Origin of the sequence: Primorskyibacter flagellatus (assembly GCF_014638275.1) — a bacterium.
GTDB classification, from domain to species: Bacteria; Pseudomonadota; Alphaproteobacteria; order Rhodobacterales; family Rhodobacteraceae; genus Pseudooceanicola; species Pseudooceanicola flagellatus_A.
In genome coordinates this window covers 167,858-185,949 of sequence record NZ_BMFJ01000002.1, presented here as the reverse complement: position 1 = coordinate 185,949, position 18,092 = coordinate 167,858, and the positions used below count along the sequence as shown (strand labels likewise).

The 18,092-nt window shown below is 64.9% G+C and carries 20 protein-coding genes; 6 read left to right on the top strand and 14 right to left on the bottom strand.

Annotated elements, in window-relative coordinates; all coding sequences use genetic code 11:
* Positions 1-27: 27 nt before the first annotated feature.
* The 4 genes from lpdA to IEV87_RS15085 form a co-directional block, all read right to left on the bottom strand.
* Positions 28-1,416, bottom strand: a complete 1,389-nt coding sequence (lpdA, locus tag IEV87_RS15100; RefSeq protein ID WP_188478661.1) for a dihydrolipoyl dehydrogenase — start codon at positions 1,414-1,416, stop codon at positions 28-30.
* A gap of 105 nt (positions 1,417-1,521) precedes the next feature.
* Positions 1,522-1,923 (bottom strand): MAPEG family protein, encoded by a 402-nt coding sequence (locus IEV87_RS15095; RefSeq protein WP_188478660.1) that lies wholly within the window; start codon positions 1,921-1,923, stop codon positions 1,522-1,524.
* On the bottom strand, positions 1,920-2,183 hold the full coding sequence (locus tag IEV87_RS15090; protein WP_188478659.1) for a hypothetical protein: 264 nt from the start codon (positions 2,181-2,183) through the stop codon (positions 1,920-1,922). The genes IEV87_RS15095 and IEV87_RS15090 overlap by 4 nt, the downstream gene beginning before the upstream one ends.
* Positions 2,183-2,560, bottom strand: a complete 378-nt coding sequence (locus IEV87_RS15085) for an MAPEG family protein (protein ID WP_188478658.1) — start codon at positions 2,558-2,560, stop codon at positions 2,183-2,185. Before IEV87_RS15085 ends, IEV87_RS15090 begins: the two co-directional genes overlap by 1 nt.
* Before the next feature lie 189 nt (positions 2,561-2,749).
* Here IEV87_RS15085 and IEV87_RS15080 point away from each other — a divergent pair, with 189 nt between their 5' ends.
* Positions 2,750-3,538: a VPLPA-CTERM sorting domain-containing protein gene (locus tag IEV87_RS15080; RefSeq protein ID WP_188478657.1), complete on the top strand. Its 789-nt coding sequence runs from the start codon at positions 2,750-2,752 to the stop codon at positions 3,536-3,538.
* Positions 3,539-3,652: 114 nt separating this feature from the next.
* On the opposite strand, the gene odhB is transcribed toward IEV87_RS15080, so the two are convergent.
* The 7 genes from odhB to sucC all read right to left on the bottom strand — a co-directional run bounded on the left by odhB (position 3,653) and on the right by sucC (position 12,289).
* On the bottom strand, positions 3,653-5,203 hold the full coding sequence (odhB, locus tag IEV87_RS15075; protein ID WP_188478656.1) for a 2-oxoglutarate dehydrogenase complex dihydrolipoyllysine-residue succinyltransferase: 1,551 nt from the start codon (positions 5,201-5,203) through the stop codon (positions 3,653-3,655).
* 6 nt (positions 5,204-5,209) lie between these two features.
* Positions 5,210-8,176: a 2-oxoglutarate dehydrogenase E1 component gene (locus IEV87_RS15070; RefSeq protein ID WP_188478655.1), complete on the bottom strand. Its 2,967-nt coding sequence runs from the start codon at positions 8,174-8,176 to the stop codon at positions 5,210-5,212.
* Positions 8,173-8,703, bottom strand: coding sequence for a DUF805 domain-containing protein (locus tag IEV87_RS15065; protein ID WP_188478654.1), 531 nt, complete (start codon positions 8,701-8,703; stop codon positions 8,173-8,175). The genes IEV87_RS15070 and IEV87_RS15065 overlap by 4 nt, the downstream gene beginning before the upstream one ends.
* A gap of 49 nt (positions 8,704-8,752) precedes the next feature.
* The gene (locus tag IEV87_RS15060) at positions 8,753-9,367 is read right to left on the bottom strand and encodes a hypothetical protein (protein ID WP_188478653.1); all 615 of its coding nucleotides are present in this window, start codon (positions 9,365-9,367) and stop codon (positions 8,753-8,755) included.
* Positions 9,368-9,586: 219 nt separating this feature from the next.
* Positions 9,587-10,471, bottom strand: coding sequence for a succinate--CoA ligase subunit alpha (gene sucD, locus IEV87_RS15055; RefSeq protein ID WP_188478652.1), 885 nt, complete (start codon positions 10,469-10,471; stop codon positions 9,587-9,589).
* A gap of 47 nt (positions 10,472-10,518) precedes the next feature.
* Entirely contained in the window at positions 10,519-11,091 is a 573-nt protein-coding gene (locus IEV87_RS15050; protein ID WP_188478651.1) for a hypothetical protein, read from the bottom strand.
* Positions 11,092-11,095: 4 nt separating this feature from the next.
* Positions 11,096-12,289, bottom strand: a complete 1,194-nt coding sequence (sucC, locus tag IEV87_RS15045; protein WP_188478650.1) for an ADP-forming succinate--CoA ligase subunit beta — start codon at positions 12,287-12,289, stop codon at positions 11,096-11,098.
* A 336-nt stretch (positions 12,290-12,625) separates the two neighbouring features.
* Between sucC and IEV87_RS15040 the strand changes: the two genes are divergently transcribed.
* Positions 12,626-12,955 (top strand): hypothetical protein, encoded by a 330-nt coding sequence (locus IEV87_RS15040; protein WP_188478649.1) that lies wholly within the window; start codon positions 12,626-12,628, stop codon positions 12,953-12,955.
* A gap of 28 nt (positions 12,956-12,983) precedes the next feature.
* Here IEV87_RS15040 and IEV87_RS15035 read toward each other — a convergent pair whose 3' ends face one another.
* The 3 genes from IEV87_RS15035 to IEV87_RS15025 form a co-directional block, all read right to left on the bottom strand.
* A complete protein-coding gene (locus IEV87_RS15035; protein ID WP_188478648.1) occupies positions 12,984-13,208 on the bottom strand; it encodes a hypothetical protein in 225 nt (74 codons plus the stop codon).
* Positions 13,209-13,483: 275 nt separating this feature from the next.
* Positions 13,484-14,446, bottom strand: a complete 963-nt coding sequence (mdh, locus tag IEV87_RS15030) for a malate dehydrogenase (protein WP_188478647.1) — start codon at positions 14,444-14,446, stop codon at positions 13,484-13,486.
* A gap of 180 nt (positions 14,447-14,626) precedes the next feature.
* Entirely contained in the window at positions 14,627-14,929 is a 303-nt protein-coding gene (locus IEV87_RS15025) for a hypothetical protein (RefSeq protein ID WP_188478646.1), read from the bottom strand.
* A gap of 298 nt (positions 14,930-15,227) precedes the next feature.
* On the opposite strand from IEV87_RS15025, the gene IEV87_RS15020 reads away from it, so the two are divergent.
* From IEV87_RS15020 to IEV87_RS15005, 4 genes are read left to right on the top strand one after another with little or no spacing between them, the layout of a single operon-like run.
* Positions 15,228-16,082: an HpcH/HpaI aldolase/citrate lyase family protein gene (locus IEV87_RS15020; protein ID WP_188478645.1), complete on the top strand. Its 855-nt coding sequence runs from the start codon at positions 15,228-15,230 to the stop codon at positions 16,080-16,082.
* Positions 16,083-16,138: 56 nt separating this feature from the next.
* Entirely contained in the window at positions 16,139-16,684 is a 546-nt protein-coding gene (locus IEV87_RS15015; protein WP_188478644.1) for an NnrU family protein, read from the top strand.
* Positions 16,685-16,697: 13 nt separating this feature from the next.
* Entirely contained in the window at positions 16,698-16,901 is a 204-nt protein-coding gene (locus IEV87_RS15010; RefSeq protein WP_188478643.1) for a DUF1737 domain-containing protein, read from the top strand.
* On the top strand, positions 16,902-17,933 hold the full coding sequence (locus IEV87_RS15005; protein ID WP_188478642.1) for a MaoC family dehydratase: 1,032 nt from the start codon (positions 16,902-16,904) through the stop codon (positions 17,931-17,933).
* The last annotated feature ends 159 nt before the right edge of the window (positions 17,934-18,092 follow it).

Sequence of the window (18,092 nt, the reverse complement as noted above, 5' to 3'; positions counted from 1 at the left end):
ATCCCCCGGCGGGTCTGACTCGCAGGCTTACGAATGGATCGGCCCGTCACCGCATGCGAGCGCGGCTTCGCGCACCGCTTCGGAATAGGTCGGGTGCGCGTGGCAGGTCAGCGCCACGTCCTGAGCCGCCGCGCCGAATTCCATCGCCACGCAGATCTCGTGGATCAGGTCGCCCGCAGCCGGGCCGACGATGTGGGCACCGAGAATGCGGTCGGTTTCCTTGTCGGCGAGGATTTTCACAAACCCGTCGCCGGCGAAGATCGCCTTGGCCCGCGCGTTGCCCATGAAGGAGAACTTGCCGGCCTTGTAGGCGCGGCCTTCTTCCTTCAGCTGCTCCTCGGTCTTGCCGACCGATGCGACCTCCGGATGCGTGTAGATCACGCCGGGGATCACGCCGTAGTTGACGTGACCATGCTTGCCCGCGATCACCTCGGCCACCGCCATGCCCTCATCCTCGGCCTTGTGGGCCAGCATCGGGCCCACGATGGCGTCGCCGATGGCGTAGACGCCCTTGACGCTGGTGGCCCAGTGATCGTCGGTCTTCACCTGCCCGCGGTCGGTCATCGCGACCCCCAGATCGGCCAGACCCAGCCCGTCAGTATAAGGCTTGCGGCCGGTGGCGATCAGGACGGTGTCGGCGTCGAGCGTGTGCTCACTGTCGTCCTTGCGCAGCTTGTAGGTCAGCTTGGCCTTGCCGCGCGCCGTTTCGACCGACTGGACGGCTGCGCCGAGGATGAACTCCATCCCCTGCTTCTTCAGCAGTTTCTGGAGCGTGCGCTGCACCTCCTTGTCCATGCCGGGGGTGATGTGGTCGAGGAATTCGACCACCGTCACCTCGGTGCCGAGGCGGGCGTAGACCGATCCCATCTCGAGCCCGATGACACCTGCGCCGACGACGACCATCTTCTTGGGGATCTTCGGCAGCGCCAGGGCGCCGGTGGAGGTCACGACGGTCTTCTCGTCGATCTCGATCCCCGGCAGGGAGGAGGGGACGGAACCGGTGGCGACGATGATGTTCTTCGCCTCGTGCACTTCGTCTCCGACCTTGACCTTGCCAGCCCCGGGGATGGAGCCCCAGCCCTTGAGCCAGTCGATCTTGTTCTTCTTGAACAGGAATTCGATGCCGCCGGTGTTCTGGTCGACGACCGACTGCTTGTACTCCTGCATCACCTTCCAGTCGACGGAGGGCGACTTGCCCTTCAGACCCATGGTGGCGAAGTTGTGTTCCGCCTCGTGCAGCTGGTGCGTGGCGTGGAGAAGCGCCTTGGAGGGGATGCATCCGACGTTCAGGCAGGTGCCGCCGAGGGTTTCCCGCCCCTCCACGCAGGCCGTCTTGAGGCCAAGCTGGGCGCAGCGGATGGCGGCGACATAGCCGCCGGGGCCCGCGCCGATCACGATCACGTCGTAGGATGCCATTTCAGGGGTCTCCTTGGGTCAGTTGTCGCCGTTGCGGCTTCGGTAAACCGGGTTGTCACCGGTGGCAAGGGCGGGAAGCGGGGCCTGTTCCGGCAAGATGAAACATCAGAGCAGGCTTGCGAGCATCATCAGCGTGGTGGCGAGCAGCCCGGCGAGCCAGATGTAGCTGCGCCACGGCACCCAGCCCCGGATATAGGCGGGGATATAAAGGATGCGGGCCACGAGATAGAGCCAGGCGCATGTGGCGGTGAAGGCGGAGGCGCTGCCGGAAAGGGTGACCACGACCACGGCGAGGGTGAAGAGGATCAGCCCCTCGAAGTGGTTGTTCATCGCCCGCTGGATGCGGCCCGGCGTGCCGGTCAGGGTGACGGCTTCGTCGCGCGGTTTCAGCGCAGTCTTCGTTCCGACCTGGCGCTGCGCGGTGACGGAGTAGAGCACCATCTGAACGATCTGCAGCAGTCCGGCGAGGGCGAGGACGGTGATTTCGGGGGCGAGGGCAGGGGTCATGCGGTCGTCAGGAAATGGGCGGTGCTGGCGGTCACGGCAGCGCGGCGGCCATGGGTGTCGGCGGCGGCGCGTGTCAGCCAGGCCTCGGCCTTCGCGCGGTCGTTGACGTCGAAGAGGATCCAGACGGCCGTGCCGTCCTCCGTCCACATCTGCAGGCGGCTGAGACCGGCCTGCGCCTGATCCTCCGCGTCGTTCATGAGCGCATCGCAGGTGGCGGCGGGGTCGGAGCTGTCGAGGCGGCAGAGCAGTTGCAGGGACATCAGAGCGCCAGCAGATAGAGCCAGAAAGTCATCGCGAAGCCGACCAGCCATACGATCGTGCGGACATAGGCGATCCCGAGCGCGTAGACGACGACATAGGCGATCCGTGCAAGCAGGAAGGTCCAGGCGGCGATCATCGCGCCGCCGGGCAGTTCGGGCAGTTGGGACAGGATCAGCGCCGGCGGGGCGAACAGGGCCATCGCGACGACAGAGTTGGCCTGCGCCCGGTCGAGCCGTCCGGCCGCGCCGGTCAGCGAGGGCAGGCTTTCGCGGTTCCCGGCCAGTTGCGAGAGGTCGAATTTCTGTGCGGCGGCAGAGACCTGCACGAGGATCGTGACAAGGACGACGATGCCGTAGAGGGCGAGTACGTGGGTCATCCGGGCGGCTCCTTCTTCGGTTCGCGACCAGCGTAGCGGGTCGGACCGGCGCGGGATACCGGATTCTCGCGCCTGCGGACAGGGCCGTTCCGTGTCCGACCGCGATCAGGCTAACTTAAATATGTTGCGATTCTTTAACTTCGGTTTAACCTGATCGTGGGTATTCCCCTTATTTTGTGAGTTATTGCCATGAAATTTCTCTCTTCCGTCCTTGCCGCTGCGGTGCTGTCGCTTGGCGCTGCCGCACCGGTACTTTCCGCCTCGGTCACGCTCTACGATCAGGATTTCGAGTCCCCGGCCGGTTTCGTCAACGGCGCCGGCTCGGGCTATTCCGACCTGTCGCAGCAACAGGTGAACGACCTCTACGCCAACCAGCCGGCGGGTTTTACCTTTGAACAGGCCTTCACGGTCGAGACCATGCTGATCGGCGGGTCGCTGGCCTTCGGATCGGGGTATTCCGATCCGGGCGGCACCTTCGGCAGCTATGCCATCGGGATGCTGGGATCGGCCCAGAACGACCTGCTTGGCCTGTCCTTCAATGTCGGCGACTTCGATTTCTTCAACTTCCGCGTCGACATATCCAGCATTGGTCTGCACGGGGGGCCCGGGTCGCCCTTCGCCTCGGCAAGCGACGTGCCGATCTTCCGGTTCCGGCTTTACGACAACCCTCTGGGGACCGCCACGGTCGGTGGCGGCACGCTGCTGGACGAGGGCGACCTGACCGGTGTCGCCTCCGAATTGAACGTGGTTGCGCCGACCCGGGGCATCTTTTCCTTCGATGCGAGCGGATCGACCAATGGCAACGTCACGCTTCAGATCGACCTGATCCAGGGCGGCTACGGGATCATGGACAACTTCCTGATCACCGCGTCGGACACGGCGGGCGGCGGGATAGACGTGGTGCCGGTGCCTGCGTCGCTGCCGCTGCTGCTGGCCGGGCTCGGCGGGTTCGGGCTGCTGCGGCGTCGTCGGGGCTGACGGCACCAGCCACTGTGGCATGAAAAACCCCGGTCCTTCGGACCGGGGTTTTTCGTTATCTGTCGTGAGGATCACGGTGCCCGTAGGGCGGGGTTGGACCCCACCACTGCCGGATCACAGGTCCATCAGCAGGCGGCGCGGATCCTCCAGCGCCTCTTTCACGCGGACGAGGAAGGTGACCGCGCCCTTGCCGTCGACGATGCGGTGATCGTAGCTGAGCGCGAGGTACATCATCGGGCGGATCTTGATCTCTCCGTCGATGACCATCGGGCGGTCCTGGATCTTGTGCATGCCGAGGATGCCGGACTGCGGGGGGTTCAGGATCGGCGAGGACATGAGCGACCCATAGACACCGCCGTTGGAGATGGTGAAGGTGCCGCCCTGCATTTCCGCCATCGACAGCTTGCCGTCACGGGCGCGGGCGCCCTTTTCGGCGATCGCCTTCTCGATCTCGGCGAAGGACATGGCGTCGGCGTCGCGGATCACCGGCACGACCAGACCCTGCGGGGTGCCGGCGGCGATGCCCATGTGCACGAAGTTCTTGTAGACCACGTCGGTGCCGTCGATCTCGGCGTTGACCTCGGGGACCTCTTTCAGGGCGTGGCAGCAGGCCTTGGTGAAGAAGGACATGAAGCCCATGCGCACCCCGTGCTTCTTCTCGAACTCCGCCTTGTAGGTGTTACGCAGGGCCATCACCTCCGTCATGTCGACCTCGTTGTAGGTGGTCAGCATGGCGGCGGTGTTCTGGGCGTCCTTGAGGCGGCGGGCGATGGTCTGGCGCAGGCGGGTCATCTTGACCCGTTCCTCGCGCGCGGCATCGTCGGCGGCCACGGGGGCACGCGGGGCGGAGGCCGGCGCGGGGGCAGAGGAGACGCCCTGCAGCGCCTTGGCAACGTCATCCTTCATGATACGTCCATCGCGGCCGGAGCCGGTCACCTGATCACGGGATACATTGGCTTCGGCCATCGCCTTCTTGGCCGACGGCGCGTCTTCGACATCGGTGCGGGTGCCGGATTTCGCGGTGCCGGTATAGGCCTCTCCCTTCGCGCCCTCGGTTTCGACCGCCTTCGCCTCGGGCGAGGCGGCGGCGGAGGCACCGGCGCTGAGTTCGGCGAGCTGGCCGCCGGCCTCGACGGTTTCGCCCTCTTTCTTCAGGATCTTGCCAAGGACGCCTGCCGCGGGGGCCGGAACCTCGACCGAGACCTTGTCGGTTTCCAGTTCGCACAGCATCTCGTCCGCCGCGACCTGATCGCCTTCCTTCTTGAACCAGGTGGCGACAGTCGCTTCCGTCACGGATTCACCAAGCGCGGGGACCATGACCTTGACGGTTTCGCCACCGCCGGAGGTGCCGCCGTTCGGGGCCTTCTCGGCATCGGTTTTCTTGGTCTCTTCGGCGCGCGGCTTGGTCTCTTCCGGCCCGGCGTTGCCGGATTCGGAGATGTTGCCAAGCAGGGCGTCGACGCCGACCGTCTCACCTTCTGCCGCGACGATGTCGGAGAGGGTGCCGGCGACGGGCGAGGGGACCTCGACCGTGACCTTGTCGGTTTCCAGTTCACAGAGCATTTCATCGACGGCCACGGTGTCGCCCGGCTTCTTGAACCAGGTGGCGACAGTGGCTTCGGTGACGGATTCGCCCAGGGTGGGGACGCGGATTTCGGTGCTCATGGGGGGTTACTTCCCTTCGATGTTCAGCGCCTCGGCGACGAGGGCGGCTTGCTGTGCTTTGTGCTGGGCGGCAAGGCCCGTGGCGGGCGATGCGGTGGCGACGCGGCCCGCGTAGATCGGGCGCTGGTGCTTGGCCTTGATGCGGGTCAGGACCCATTCGATGTTGGGCTCGACGAAGGTCCAGGCGCCCTGGTTCTTGGGTTCCTCCTGGCACCAGACCATCTCCGCCCCCTTGAAGCGTTCCAGTTCCTTCACCAGCGAGATGGCGGGGAAAGGATAGAACTGTTCAAGCCGCAGGATGTAGACGTCGTTCAGACCGGCTTCGTCGCGGGCCTCGAGCAGGTCGAAGTAGACCTTGCCAGAGCACATGACGACGCGCTTTATCTTGCTGTCCGCCACCAGTTTCGCGGTGGACCGGCCCTTGCCATACTGCTTGTCCGCATCGTCCCAGAGGACGCGGTGGAAGCTGGACCCGGTGGTGAATTCGTCGGCGTCCGACACGGCCAGCTTGTGGCGCAGCAGGGACTTCGGCGTCATCATGATCAGCGGTTTGCGGAAGGACCGGTGCAGCTGGCGGCGCAGGATGTGGAAATAGTTCGCCGGGGTGGTGCAGTTCGCCACGATCCAGTTGTCCTGACCGCACATCTGCAGGAAACGTTCCAGCCGGGCGGAGGAGTGTTCCGGCCCCTGACCTTCGTAGCCATGCGGCAGCAGGCAGACGAGGCCGGACATGCGCAGCCACTTGGATTCACCCGAAGAGATGAACTGGTCGAACATGATCTGCGCGCCGTTGGCGAAATCGCCGAACTGCGCCTCCCACAGGGTCAGGGCGTTCGGTTCGGCCAGCGAATAGCCGTATTCGAAGCCGAGCACCGCGTATTCCGACAGCATGGAATCGATCACTTCGTACCGGCTCTGCCCCTCGCGGATGTTGTTGAGCGGGTAGTATCGTTCCTCGGTGTCCTGGTTGATGATACCGGAATGCCGCTGGCTGAAGGTTCCGCGGGTGGAATCCTGCCCCGACAGACGGACGGGATAGCCCTCTGTCAGAAGGGAGCCGAAGGCCAGTGCCTCACCGGTCGCCCAGTCGAAACCGGTGCCGGAATCGAACATCTGTTTCTTGGCCTCGAGCAGCCGCTCAACCGTCTTGTGGGTCGGGAAACCGTCCGGCACCTTGCAAAGCGCCTCGCCGATCTCTGCCATGGTTTCGGGCTTGATGGCGGTTTCGCCGCGCTGGTAGTCGTCCTTCTCCTTTTCCAGCCCGGACCACTTTCCGTCCAGCCAGTCGGCCTTGTTGGGCTTGTAGTCCTTGCCGGCCTCGAACTCATCGTTGAGGTGGGACTGGAAGGCGGCCTTCATGTCCTCGATCTCGCCCTCGGGGATGAGGCCGTCCTTGACCAGCCGGTCTGTGTACAGGCTCAGGGTCGTTTTGTGGCCCTTGATGTTCTTGTACATGATCGGGTTGGTGAACATCGGCTCGTCGCCTTCGTTATGACCGAAGCGGCGGTAGCAGAAGATGTCGATGACCACGTCCTTGTGGAACTTCTGGCGGAATTCGGTTGCAACCTTGGCGGCGTGCACCACGGCCTCGGGGTCGTCTCCGTTGACGTGGAAGATCGGCGCCTCGACCATCAGGGCGATGTCGGTCGGGTAGGGGGAGGAGCGCGAGAAGTGCGGCGCGGTGGTGAACCCGATCTGGTTGTTCACGACGATATGGATCGTGCCGCCCGTGCGGTGGCCGCGCAGGCCCGACAGGCCGAAGCATTCCGCCACGACGCCCTGACCGGCAAAGGCCGCGTCGCCGTGCAGCAGGATCGGCAGGACCTTGATGCGGTCGGAGTCATGTGACTGATCCTGCTTGGCGCGGACCTTGCCCAGGACGACGGGGTTCACCGCCTCGAGGTGGGAGGGGTTGGCGGTCAGGGACAGATGCACGATGTTGCTGTCGAATTCGCGGTCGGACGACGCGCCGAGGTGGTACTTGACGTCGCCGGATCCGTCGACATCCTCGGGCTTGAAGCTGCCGCCCTGGAATTCGTTGAAGATCGCGCGGTAGGGCTTGCGCATGACGTTGGCGAGGACCGAGAGGCGGCCGCGGTGCGGCATGCCGATCACGATGTCCTCGACACCAAGCGAGCCGCCGCGCTTTATGATCTGCTCCATCGCGGGGATCAGCGCCTCACCGCCGTCCAGGCCGAAGCGCTTGGTGCCCATGTACTTGACGTGCAGGAACTTTTCGAAGCCCTCGGCCTCGACCAGCTTGTTCAGGATCGCCTTGCGGCCCTCGCGGGTGAAGGTGATTTCCTTGCCGTAGCCCTCGATCCGTTCCTTGAGCCAGCCGGCTTCTTCGGGGTTGGAGATATGCATGTACTGCAGCGCGAAGGTGCCGCAGTAGGTCCGCTTCACGATGTCCACGATCTGGCGCATCGACGCGACCTGAAGGCCCAGAACCTGGTCGATGAAGATCGGGCGGTCCATGTCGGATTCCGCGAAGCCGTAGCTCTTGGGGTCGAGTTCGGGGTGGTTGGTTTCATCTCGCATGCCAAGCGGATCGAGGTCGGCGGCAAGGTGGCCGCGGATCCGGTAGGCGCGGATGATCATCAGCGCGCGGACGGAGTCGAGCACCGCCTGCTTGATCTGATCGTCGCTGACAGTCACGCCTTTCTCGGCCGCCTTCGCTTTGATCTTGTCGCCCGCCGCCTTCGCCTCGACCGGCCACTGGCCGTCAAGCGCGGCGGTCAGGTCGTCGTTCGGGACCGGCGGCCAGTCCATCCGCGCCCAGGAGGGGCCGGTCGCCTCGGCCTGCGCGTCCTGCCCGCTGGCGCCGAGCTGTTTGAAGAAGTCGGCCCAGGCCGCGTCGACCGAGGCCGGGTCATTCGCCCATCTCGCCTGAAGCTGTTCCAGGTATTCCGCGTTGTGCCCCTGCATGAAGGAGGAGGCGTGGAAGATGTCGTTCGGGCTTTGCTCGGTCATGAGAAGACCTCATTGGGGTTGGGGCCATAGGTATTCGGGCCGGGTTGCGTGGGGCGGGTCAGCCACCAGATGACGATCAGCGGGGACAGGATCGCGATGACGATGGAGATTGCGAGGATGATGCCGCCGATCCCCGCGAAGACGGAGGAGAAGTCGCCCTGCGCCAGAGAGGTCGTCGCGCCGATCATGCCCGCGAAAGAGGCGATGCCGACCCAGACGAGGATCGGATACAGCAGGTAGAGCCCGGAGCGGCCGGTGTCGTGCATCCTCCGCCATCCCGCCGCCAATATGGGAATGAAGGTGACGAGGGAGAAGATGGAGGCCAGCGGGCCGTCACTCTCGATCTCGAACCCGCCTTCGCTGACCGGGACGGTCTCGAACCCGAAGAGCACGCCGTCGACCACCGACAGGACGATGCTGCCAAGGATGATGAACAGCACGAAGTACCAGTATTCGGGCCGGGTCGCGCGGCCCGAAAAGGTCACGTACTTGCGGAAACAGGTTCTTATGGCCGCCGCGAATGTCATGCGCGCGGCTCCGGGACGGACAGGAGGGTATGCCTGACCGCACGGGTCATCATGCAGACTTCCTTGTGTAACCGGCCTTGTCGAACAGCCAGTGCAGGCGTCTCTCGACCACTTCGCGGGCTTCGGGCGTATAGTAGTCGTCCGTGGACCGGCTGCGGCGGGCGGAGGTCGTGTTCTTGGTGTGCTGCAGGCTGCTCGGGTCCAGGGTGATGCCCAGTTTCCGGCCCAATTCGGCGATATCGGCGTCGCGGTTTTCGAACCGGATGAAATGATCGACCACGCATTCGCCGTCGATCATCACGATCCGGCTGTCGTCGGGCCAGGACCCGTTCAGGAAGGTCAGGAACCGTTCCTTCGCTTCGTCATCGCTCCATGCGTTGGTATCCTCGTTCCGGGCGCGCCAGTGGAACATGGACACCATCCGGGCATAGGGGTCGCGCACCGTCGCGATCTTGAGCGATGCGTCCCACTTTTCCTTGCCGATGTAGGTGCGGATCCGTTCCGCAGGCATGTGGTTTTCCCAGTTCTTCAGGAACGGCAGACGTCTCCGCCAGGCCGGCAGGGTCCTCATGCGCGCGCCGGCGATGCCCTTTGAGCAGACGGTCACACCCCGTTCTTCGGTGATCTCCGTCCCGTCGGGCACGCAATATGGTTCAAGCAGCATCTCGACCGAAGTCCCCGCGGTCTTCCGCGTCTTCAGGAATACAAATCGAGGTGCGTTGCAGACCAGGACCATATCAGCGCTTTCTCCGTCCGGGGGCGTCTGCCGTCGCGCCCCTGTTCGATACCCGTTTCTGTCGCCCCGCCCCGGCAGGGACGGATCGGGCCGAAGCCCGGACTTTCGACGGTGCGCACCGCAACGGTCGCGGCGCGCACCGTGTGGTCACCCCTTGATCGCCTTCAGCACGGCCTCGCCCAGGCCGGCGGGGCTGTCGGCGACCACGATCCCGGCGCTTTTCATCGCCTCGATCTTGGACTCCGCGTCGCCCTTGCCGCCCGAAACGATCGCACCGGCATGGCCCATGCGGCGGCCCGGAGGGGCGGTGCGGCCGGCGATGAAGCCTGCGGTCGGCTTCCAGCGGCCCTTCTTCTTCTCGTCGGCGAGGAATTGCGCGGCCTCTTCCTCGGCCGAGCCGCCGATCTCGCCGATCATGATGATGGACTCGGTTTCGGGATCGGCGAGGAACATCTCCAGCACGTCGATGTGTTCGGTGCCCTTGATCGGGTCGCCGCCGATGCCGACGGCGGAGGACTGGCCGAGACCCGCATCGGAGGTCTGCTTGACCGCCTCGTAGGTCAGCGTGCCGGAGCGGGAGACGACGCCGACCGATCCGCGCTTGTGGATATGGCCGGGCATGATGCCGATCTTGCAGGCGTCGGGCGTGATGACACCGGGGCAGTTCGGCCCGATCAGGCGGGATTTGGAGTTCGACAGCGCCGCCTTCACCTTCATCATGTCGAGCACCGGGATCCCTTCGGTGATGCAGATGATGAGCGGCATTTCCGCGTCGATGGCCTCGAGGATCGAATCCGCGGCGAACGGCGGCGGCACGTAGATCACGGAAGCATTCGCACCGGTGACGTCCATCGCCTCGTGAACCGAGTTGAAGACCGGCAGGTCGAGGTGCTTGGTCCCGCCCTTTCCGGGGGTCACGCCGCCGACCATCTTGGTGCCGTAGGCGATGGCCTGTTCGGAGTGGAAGGTGCCCTGGGATCCGGTGATCCCCTGGCAGATGACTTTGGTGTTTTCGTCTACGAGGACTGCCATGTTCAGTCTCCTGATTGAATGTCTTTGAATCGGGTCGGGGTCATAGGTCAGTCCTTCGCGGGGAGGCCCACGGCGGACAGCTGTATTTCTCCGTCCCAAGCTGTTGCGTGCATGATCAGGTCTGGGTCCGAAGCCCATCCCGTCACGATGTAGAGGAAGTTGCCGGAGAGATTGTTCATCTGCGCCTGGACCGAGTTCGGCAATTCGCCGCCCACGACATGCGCCGCCGGTGCGTTTTCCGCGATGGCGGCAGTCAGAATGCCGTTCATCGCTGCCGCGTCCGCCCGGTCATAACCGGTGCACATCACGTGGCAGAGGATGAAGGGACCGTTTGCGGCGTTGCCGAAGGTGACCTGTTCGACGATCCCCGCGCCCGCGGCCATGTCGACGGGTTCCATCACCGACACGACCTGCGCCTGACTGTCCGTGGTAACCGCGACATCCAGCATCCTGCCCTCGCCGCGGCCCTGCACCGCGTCCAGGTAACCCTGCGGTGCGGTGATGGCCGCGTCGCATTGCTGCAGGAACTGGGCCACGCACCGCGGAAGATAGTCCGTCTGCTGGGCCGCGGCGGGATGTGCCGCGGCCAGCAGAAGGGCAAGGGAGGCGCCGGCTCTCATCGGGTCAGCCCTTCACGGCCTTCACGATCTTCTCCGCCCCGTCCGCGAGGTCGTCGGCGGCGATGACGTTGAGACCGGAATTCGCGATGATCTCTTTCCCCTTCTCGACGTTGGTGCCTTCGAGACGGACGACCAGCGGGACCTTCAGGCCGACTTCCTTCACCGCGGCGATCACGCCCTCTGCGATGACGTCGCAGCGCATGATGCCGCCGAAGATGTTGACGAGGATGCCCTTCACGTTCGGGTCGGAGGTGATGATCTTGAACGCCTCCGTCACCTTCTCCTTCGTGGCGCCGCCGCCGACGTCGAGGAAGTTGGCGGGTTCCGAACCGTAGAGCTTGATGATGTCCATCGTCGCCATGGCGAGGCCCGCGCCGTTCACCATGCAGCCGATCTCACCGTCGAGCGCGATGTAGTTCAGGTCGTACTTGGAGGCGGCGAGTTCCTTGGGATCCTCTTCCGTCTCATCGCGCAGGGCCATGATGTCTGAATGACGGTAAAGCGCGTTGCCATCGAAGCCGACCTTGGCATCAAGGCATTTGAGGTCGCCGCCGGGCATGACGATCAGCGGGTTGATCTCAAGCATCTCCATGTCCTTCTCGATGAAGGCCTTGTAGAGCTTGCCCATGAGGTCGACACAGGCTTTGACCTGCTTGCCCTCGAGTCCCAGCATGAAGGCGATGCGGCGGCCGTGGAAGGCCTGGTAGCCGGAGGCCGGATCGACGGAGAAGGAGAGGATCTTCTCGGGGGTCGACGCAGCGACTTCCTCGATGTCCATGCCGCCCTCGGTGGAGCAGACGAAGGATACGCGGGAGGTCTGGCGGTCGACGAGCAGGGCGAGATAGAGCTCACGCTCAATGTCGGACCCGTCTTCGATGTAGATGCGGTTGACCTGCTTGCCGGCCGGGCCGGTCTGGTGGGTCACGAGGGTGCGGCCGAGCATCTTCTTGGCTTCTTCCGCGGCTTCCTCGACCGATTTGGCAAGGCGGACACCGCCCTTTTCGCCCGCATCGGCTTCCTTGAACTTGCCCTTGCCGCGGCCACCGGCGTGGATCTGCGCCTTCACGACCCAGAGCGGCCCGTCGAGTTCGCCTGCGGCCGTCTTGGCCTCTTCGGCCTTGGTCACGGCGCGGCCGTCGGAGACCGGGCAGCCGTAGTCGCGAAGAATGGCCTTCGCCTGGTATTCATGGATGTTCATGAACTTTCGTCCCTCGTGTCAGATACGATTGGGCACGGTAGTGGCACAGTGTAACCGACGGATGAATCGTTTTGTGTCGGAGATCGCGGTTTTCAGCCGATTTTTCGCCGTTTGTGATCACAGTTTCGCAGGGTGTGATCACGCAGGCGGAGAGGCTGCCGAAACCGTTGGCGCATTGAACGATTCAGAGGCGTTGCGGCACAAACCTTCCGCGACTCGGGCCATGGCGCGGGCGTGTCGGGAACGGAGCGCGGGGCCGGATCGTTGGCATGGTAACGCGCCCGAGGCGCCCCCGCAAAGACCCCGCAACGACATTGCATCGCGAAGGAGAAGCCCATGTCCGTCACCGACCGCCTGCCGGATCTGTCCCGCCCCGTCACGCCCCGCCAGTACAGCCGCATCGCGCCGCTGGCCTTCGGCTGTGGCATTCTGGCGATCGGGGCCCTGCTGTCGCGAACCCGTCCGGCAGCGCTCGACCTGCCCGATGTCGCGCCGCGCCGGGCAGAGCCGCAGGGTCCGCTGGACCGCGCGCTGGCCTGGACCCGCGACGAGGCGGACGACATCGCGCCGGAGAACATGGTGTCCCAGCTGGGCCGTTCCCTGATGATCGCCGGGGGCACGATGCTCGCGGCGCGGGTGCTGGACGAACTGGCGGGGCGGCGCTGACCGGTTCGCCCCTGCCGGGCCATCTCGATCACTCTGCCGGAGTATGGGGCGGAGGTGCCGGGCGACGGCTGCGGCGGCGCAGCAGGTGGCGGACCCCGTGTACTTCCAGGGTCGTGACCGTCCGCCCGTCCTTGTCCTCGCGGATACGGCTCAGCCGTGTACCGACGAGGGTTGCAATGACGGCGATGACGAAGAGGCCCGCGCAGACGGCGTAGATCAGCCACGCGGGAACGTTGGACAGAAACTGTTCCATTCCGGTTCTCCCGATTTCAGACTTGGTTGGCTGGGCGCTGGTTCCCGCGCTTTCTTGGCAGAGGCCGACCCATCCCGTTCCGGTCGGTGCTCACTGGACAGATCCGGCTGTCCGTGCATGGTGGCAGGTTACCGCCGCCTTCCCCGCGATTCGGTAACATTGGTGTAATAGTTTCATGACGCGGGCCGGGGCCGCCGACGCGGAAAGGGGCGCCCGTTCGGGGCGCCCCTTGTTGCACTGCGTCTGGTGTCCGCGCGGATCGCCGGACGGTCCTGTCAGGCGAGCGACTCGTCGATGCCCTTGCAGGCGTCGACCAGGCCCTTCACGGCGGCGACGGATTTATCGAACATCTCCTGCTCTTCCTTGTTGAGCGTGATGTTGACGATCTTTTCGATGCCGCCCGCGCCGATCACGGTCGGGACGCCGACATACATGTCCTTCACACCCAGTTCGCCGTCGCAGTAGGCGGCGCAGGGCAGGACGCGCTTCTGGTCCTTGAGGTAGCTTTCCGCCATTTCGATCGCGGAGGTCGCGGGGGCGTAGAAGGCGGAGCCGGTCTTGAGCAGGCCGACGATTTCCGCGCCGCCGTCACGGGTGCGCTGGACGATGGCGTCGAGCTTCTCCTGCGAGGTCCAGCCCATCTTGACCAGGTCGGGCAGGGGGATGCCGGCGACGGTGGAGTAGCGGACGGAAGGGACCATGGTGTCGCCGTGGCCGCCAAGCACGAAGGCGGTGACGTCCTTCATGGACACGCCGAATTCGACCGACAGGAAATGGCGGAAGCGCGCGCTGTCGAGCACGCCCGCCATGCCGCAGACCTTGTTCGCGGGCAGGCCGGAGAACTTCTGCAGCGCCCAGACCATCGCGTCGAGCGGGTTGGTGATGCAGATGACGAAGGCGTCGGGGGCGTGGGCCTTGATGCCTTCACCAACCGATTTCATGACCTTGAGGTTGATGCCGAGCAGGTCGTCACGGGACATGCCGGGCTTGCGCGGCACACCGGCGGTGACGATGCAGACGTCGGCGCCCGCGATGTCGGCGTAGTCGTTGGTGCCCTTCATCGTGGCGTCGAAGCCTTCGGACGGTCCGGATTCCGCGATGTCGAGCGCCTTGCCCTGCGGGGTGCCTTCGGCGATGTCGAAGAGGATCACATCCCCGAGTTCTTTGAGTGCGGCGAGGTGGGCGAGCGTGCCGCCGATCTGGCCAGCGCCGATCAGGGCGATCTTGGGTCGTGCCATGGAACTAATCTCCAGTCCGATGAAATCTCGGGCCGATGCGTAGGCGTTCTGCACCCGTTGCGCAAGGGTGCGAGCGGGGCAGGCGGGGTGTGCCGCGATGACGGGCCGGCGATTTTCACGGCAAACGGTGGCGGAATCGGCAGCCCGGGACCGGAACTGACGTGGCAGGGAAGCGTGGGTTCAGGCATCCTTTTCGGGCTTCGGCAGCGCCTCTGCCAATGTCTCGAAGGCCTGACCGCTGGCGACGAGGCAGGTCAGGCCGGAGGGCCGGGTGACCGTGATCGTCCAGGTCCCGGTATCGCGGGAGGCGAAGACTTCGACCATCTGGTTGTTCGGGCCGAGGCCGATCGACTGGCGGGTTTCGCCGAACTTTGCCGACAGGCGTTCAAGAACGACGTCGCGCGGGGCGCAGGTGCCGCGGGCAAGGGCGGGGGTGGCCACGGCGATCATGAGGAGAAGGCCGGTCAGGAGACGGGTTCGCATGATGCGATCCTTTCTGGGGCCGGAACCGCCGGTGAGGGGCGGGCCGGGATGATGTCCTCGGGGACAAGGGGCGCGCGTCTGGTGCGGGCGGCAGTCCTTGCGTGAGACAAGCCTGCGCCCGAGACACCAAGAAGTGGTTAATCGACCGCGCGGTGCCCGGAGCGCTGTTCAAAGCTCGGGTGCGGGTGCATAATTCTGCGGCGCGGCGCCGCGGGGCTTGAAGTTTTCCGTCGGAAAATGCCATTGATGCGCAAGATTGTTACCCGGACCCTCATGGTCTGCGACTCGGAGATGCTTCATGGACACCGCCTTCCGCCCCTATCGTTCCGTACTCTACATCCCCGGCTCCAAGGAACGGGCGCTGGACAAGGCGCGGGGTCTGGCCTGCGACGCGATCATCTTCGACCTTGAGGACGCGGTGACTCCGGACGCCAAGGGTGAGGCGCGGGAGACGCTGAAAGCGGCGCTTGCGCAGGACGGCTATGGCGAGCGGGCGAAGATCATCCGCATCAACGGGCTGGACACCGACTGGGGCGCAGATGACGTCAGGGTGCTGAAGGATGCCAAGGCGCATGCGATGCTGCTGCCCAAGGTGAACTCCGTCGCCGATGTCGAGGCGCTGGATGCGCTGATGGGCGAGACGATGGATATCTGGTGCATGATCGAAACCCCGCTTGGCGTGTTCAACGCGCTGGAAATCGCCGCCCATCCCCGGGTGAAGGGGTTCGTGGCCGGGACCAACGACCTGGCGAAGGAACTGAACTGCCGCAACCGGGCGGACCGGCTGCCGATGATGTTCGCCCTGCAGCAGATGCTGCTGGCGGCGCGGGCCTACGGGGTGATCTGTGTCGACGGGGTCTACAACCAGTATCTCGACGAAGAGGGGCTGGCGGCGGAATGCGAACAGGGCCGGGACCTTGGCTTTGACGGCAAGACGCTGATCCATCCGGCACAGGTCGAAGGCGCGAACAGGGCCTTCGCGCCGTCCGACGCGGAGGTCGATCTGGCAAAACGGCAGATCGCCGCGCACGAGGAGATCGAGAAGACCGGGCAGGGCGTGGCCGTCGTGGACGGCAAGATCGTCGAGAACCTGCATGTGGAGACCGCAAAAAAGACGCTCGCCAAGGCAGAGGCGATTGCGCGCATGGCGTGAAGCGGGCAATGTGAAGTCGATTCACATTTCCGACCCACCCAACCGGCAGGTGACCCATGCTCCTACTGATCCTCGGCGTACTTCTCTGGGCGGCGGCCCATTTCTTCAAGCGTGCTGTGCCGGAGCGGCGCGCGCGCATGGGCGACCCGGCGAAGGGCATGGTCGCGGGGGCGCTGGTCGTGGCGGTGCTGCTGATGATCTTCGGCTATCGCATGGCGGACGGGGCGTTCTACTGGGGGCGGCATCCGGCGACGGTCGGGATCAACAACCTGCTGATGATCGCGGCGCTCTACTTCACCTCTCCGGGGCCGAAGAAGGGGGCGCTGTTCTACCGGATGCGGCATCCTATGCTGACCGGGTTCGTTTTGTGGTGCGTCGCGCATCTGCTGGTGAACGGGGATGTGCCGTCCTTCGTGCTCTGGGGCGGGCTTGGCGCCTGGGCCGTGGCGGAGATGATCGTCATCAACCGGGCGGAGCCGGAGTGGACCCCGCCCGCGAAGGGATCGATCGCGAAGGATGCGATGTTCCTAGTCGCGTCGCTGGTATTGCTGGGCGTGATCGGGTTCATTCACACCTGGCTGGGGTATCCCACCTTCGGCTGATCTGGAGAGTATCATGAAAGCCTACCGTTTCCTTACCGCCGACGACACCTCGGCCTTCTGTCACAAGGTGACCGCCGCGCTGAACAACGGCTGGGAGCTGTATGGCGATCCGACCTATGCCCACGACGCCACCACCGGCGTGATGCGCTGCGGGCAGGCGGTGACGAAGGATGCCGAGGGAACCTATACGGCCGACACCAAGCTGGGAGCACTGTAGATGGCAAAGACGAATCCGGGACGGTTCTTCGAGGACTACGCGGTCGGGCAGGTGATCGACCATGCGGTGCCGCGCACGGTCGGGGCGGGGGAGCGGGCGCTGTATCATGCGCTCTACCCGATGCGGCATGCACTGTATTCGTCGGACGAATTTGCGCGGAGCTGCGGGCTGCCGGGGTCTCCGCTGGATGATCTGGCGGCGTTTCATGTGGTCTTCGGCAAGACGGTGCCGGACGTGTCGCTGAACGCGGTGGCGAACCTTGGCTATGCGGAGGGGCGGTGGCTGAAGCCGGTCTGGGCGGGCGATACGCTGAGGTCGTCGTCGGAGGTGATCGGGCTCAAGCAGAATTCCAACGGCAAGACCGGGGTGGTCTACGTGCGCACGCGCGGGACCAACCAGCGGGGCGAGACGGTGATGGAATACGTTCGCTGGGTCATGGTCCGGAAGAACGACGTCGACGCGCCCGCGCCCGAGACGGTGGTGCCGGATCTGGCGGAGGTGATTGACCCTACCGACCTGGTGATCCCGGAGGGGCTGAATTTCACCGGCTACGATTTCACGCTGGCGGGGGAACCGCACCGCTTCGGCGACTACGAGGTGGGCGAAGTGATCGGCCATGTCGACGGCGTGACGATTGAGGAAGCGGAGCACATGATCGCCACGCGCCTCTGGCAGAACACGGCCAAGGTGCATTTCGACGCGACCTTCCGGCCGGACGGGCAGCGGCTGATCTATGGCGGGCACGTTATTTCCATGGCGCGGGCACTGTCGTTCAACGGGCTGGCCAACGCGCAGATGATCGTCGGGCTGAACGGCGGGGCGCATGCGAACCCCTGTTTCAGCGGCACGACCGTCAAGGCCTGGTCCGAGGTGCTGGACAAGGCGGAGACGTCTGCCCCGGGTGTCGGCGCGCTGCGGCTGAGGCTGGTGGCTGTGAGCGATGCGTCGGTCGGAGAGTTGAAGGACGAGGCGGGGAAATACCTGCCGCAGGTTCTGCTGGATCTCGACTACTGGGCGTTGATTCCGGTCTGAGGGACACCCGTCCGCACCGGCGGCCGGCCGGTGCGGGAAACCGGTGCCGAAAAAAACCGCAGTCTGTGAATGACCTTTCGGACGGTTCTGCGCTTTTTTGTCTGATTCCAGTTGTTTGCGCCTGTGATTTCTGCGAGCGCGAACGTTCATGCGGCAGCG

Bases quoted from the DNA above. Each gene is read 5' to 3' on its own strand.
- lpdA (WP_188478661.1), bottom strand. From the start codon at position 1,416: ATGGCATCCTACGACGTGATCGTGATCGGCGCGGGCCCCGGCGGCTAT.
- IEV87_RS15095 (WP_188478660.1), bottom strand. From the start codon at position 1,923: ATGACCCCTGCCCTCGCCCCCGAAATCACCGTCCTCGCCCTCGCCGGA.
- IEV87_RS15090 (WP_188478659.1), bottom strand. From the start codon at position 2,183: ATGTCCCTGCAACTGCTCTGCCGCCTCGACAGCTCCGACCCCGCCGCC.
- IEV87_RS15085 (WP_188478658.1), bottom strand. From the start codon at position 2,560: ATGACCCACGTACTCGCCCTCTACGGCATCGTCGTCCTTGTCACGATC.
- IEV87_RS15080 (WP_188478657.1), top strand. From the start codon at position 2,750: ATGAAATTTCTCTCTTCCGTCCTTGCCGCTGCGGTGCTGTCGCTTGGC.
- odhB (WP_188478656.1), bottom strand. From the start codon at position 5,203: ATGAGCACCGAAATCCGCGTCCCCACCCTGGGCGAATCCGTCACCGAA.
- IEV87_RS15070 (WP_188478655.1), bottom strand. From the start codon at position 8,176: ATGACCGAGCAAAGCCCGAACGACATCTTCCACGCCTCCTCCTTCATG.
- IEV87_RS15065 (WP_188478654.1), bottom strand. From the start codon at position 8,703: ATGACATTCGCGGCGGCCATAAGAACCTGTTTCCGCAAGTACGTGACC.
- IEV87_RS15060 (WP_188478653.1), bottom strand. From the start codon at position 9,367: ATGCTGCTTGAACCATATTGCGTGCCCGACGGGACGGAGATCACCGAA.
- sucD (WP_188478652.1), bottom strand. From the start codon at position 10,471: ATGGCAGTCCTCGTAGACGAAAACACCAAAGTCATCTGCCAGGGGATC.
- IEV87_RS15050 (WP_188478651.1), bottom strand. From the start codon at position 11,091: ATGAGAGCCGGCGCCTCCCTTGCCCTTCTGCTGGCCGCGGCACATCCC.
- sucC (WP_188478650.1), bottom strand. From the start codon at position 12,289: ATGAACATCCATGAATACCAGGCGAAGGCCATTCTTCGCGACTACGGC.
- IEV87_RS15040 (WP_188478649.1), top strand. From the start codon at position 12,626: ATGTCCGTCACCGACCGCCTGCCGGATCTGTCCCGCCCCGTCACGCCC.
- IEV87_RS15035 (WP_188478648.1), bottom strand. From the start codon at position 13,208: ATGGAACAGTTTCTGTCCAACGTTCCCGCGTGGCTGATCTACGCCGTC.
- mdh (WP_188478647.1), bottom strand. From the start codon at position 14,446: ATGGCACGACCCAAGATCGCCCTGATCGGCGCTGGCCAGATCGGCGGC.
- IEV87_RS15025 (WP_188478646.1), bottom strand. From the start codon at position 14,929: ATGCGAACCCGTCTCCTGACCGGCCTTCTCCTCATGATCGCCGTGGCC.
- IEV87_RS15020 (WP_188478645.1), top strand. From the start codon at position 15,228: ATGGACACCGCCTTCCGCCCCTATCGTTCCGTACTCTACATCCCCGGC.
- IEV87_RS15015 (WP_188478644.1), top strand. From the start codon at position 16,139: ATGCTCCTACTGATCCTCGGCGTACTTCTCTGGGCGGCGGCCCATTTC.
- IEV87_RS15010 (WP_188478643.1), top strand. From the start codon at position 16,698: ATGAAAGCCTACCGTTTCCTTACCGCCGACGACACCTCGGCCTTCTGT.
- IEV87_RS15005 (WP_188478642.1), top strand. From the start codon at position 16,902: ATGGCAAAGACGAATCCGGGACGGTTCTTCGAGGACTACGCGGTCGGG.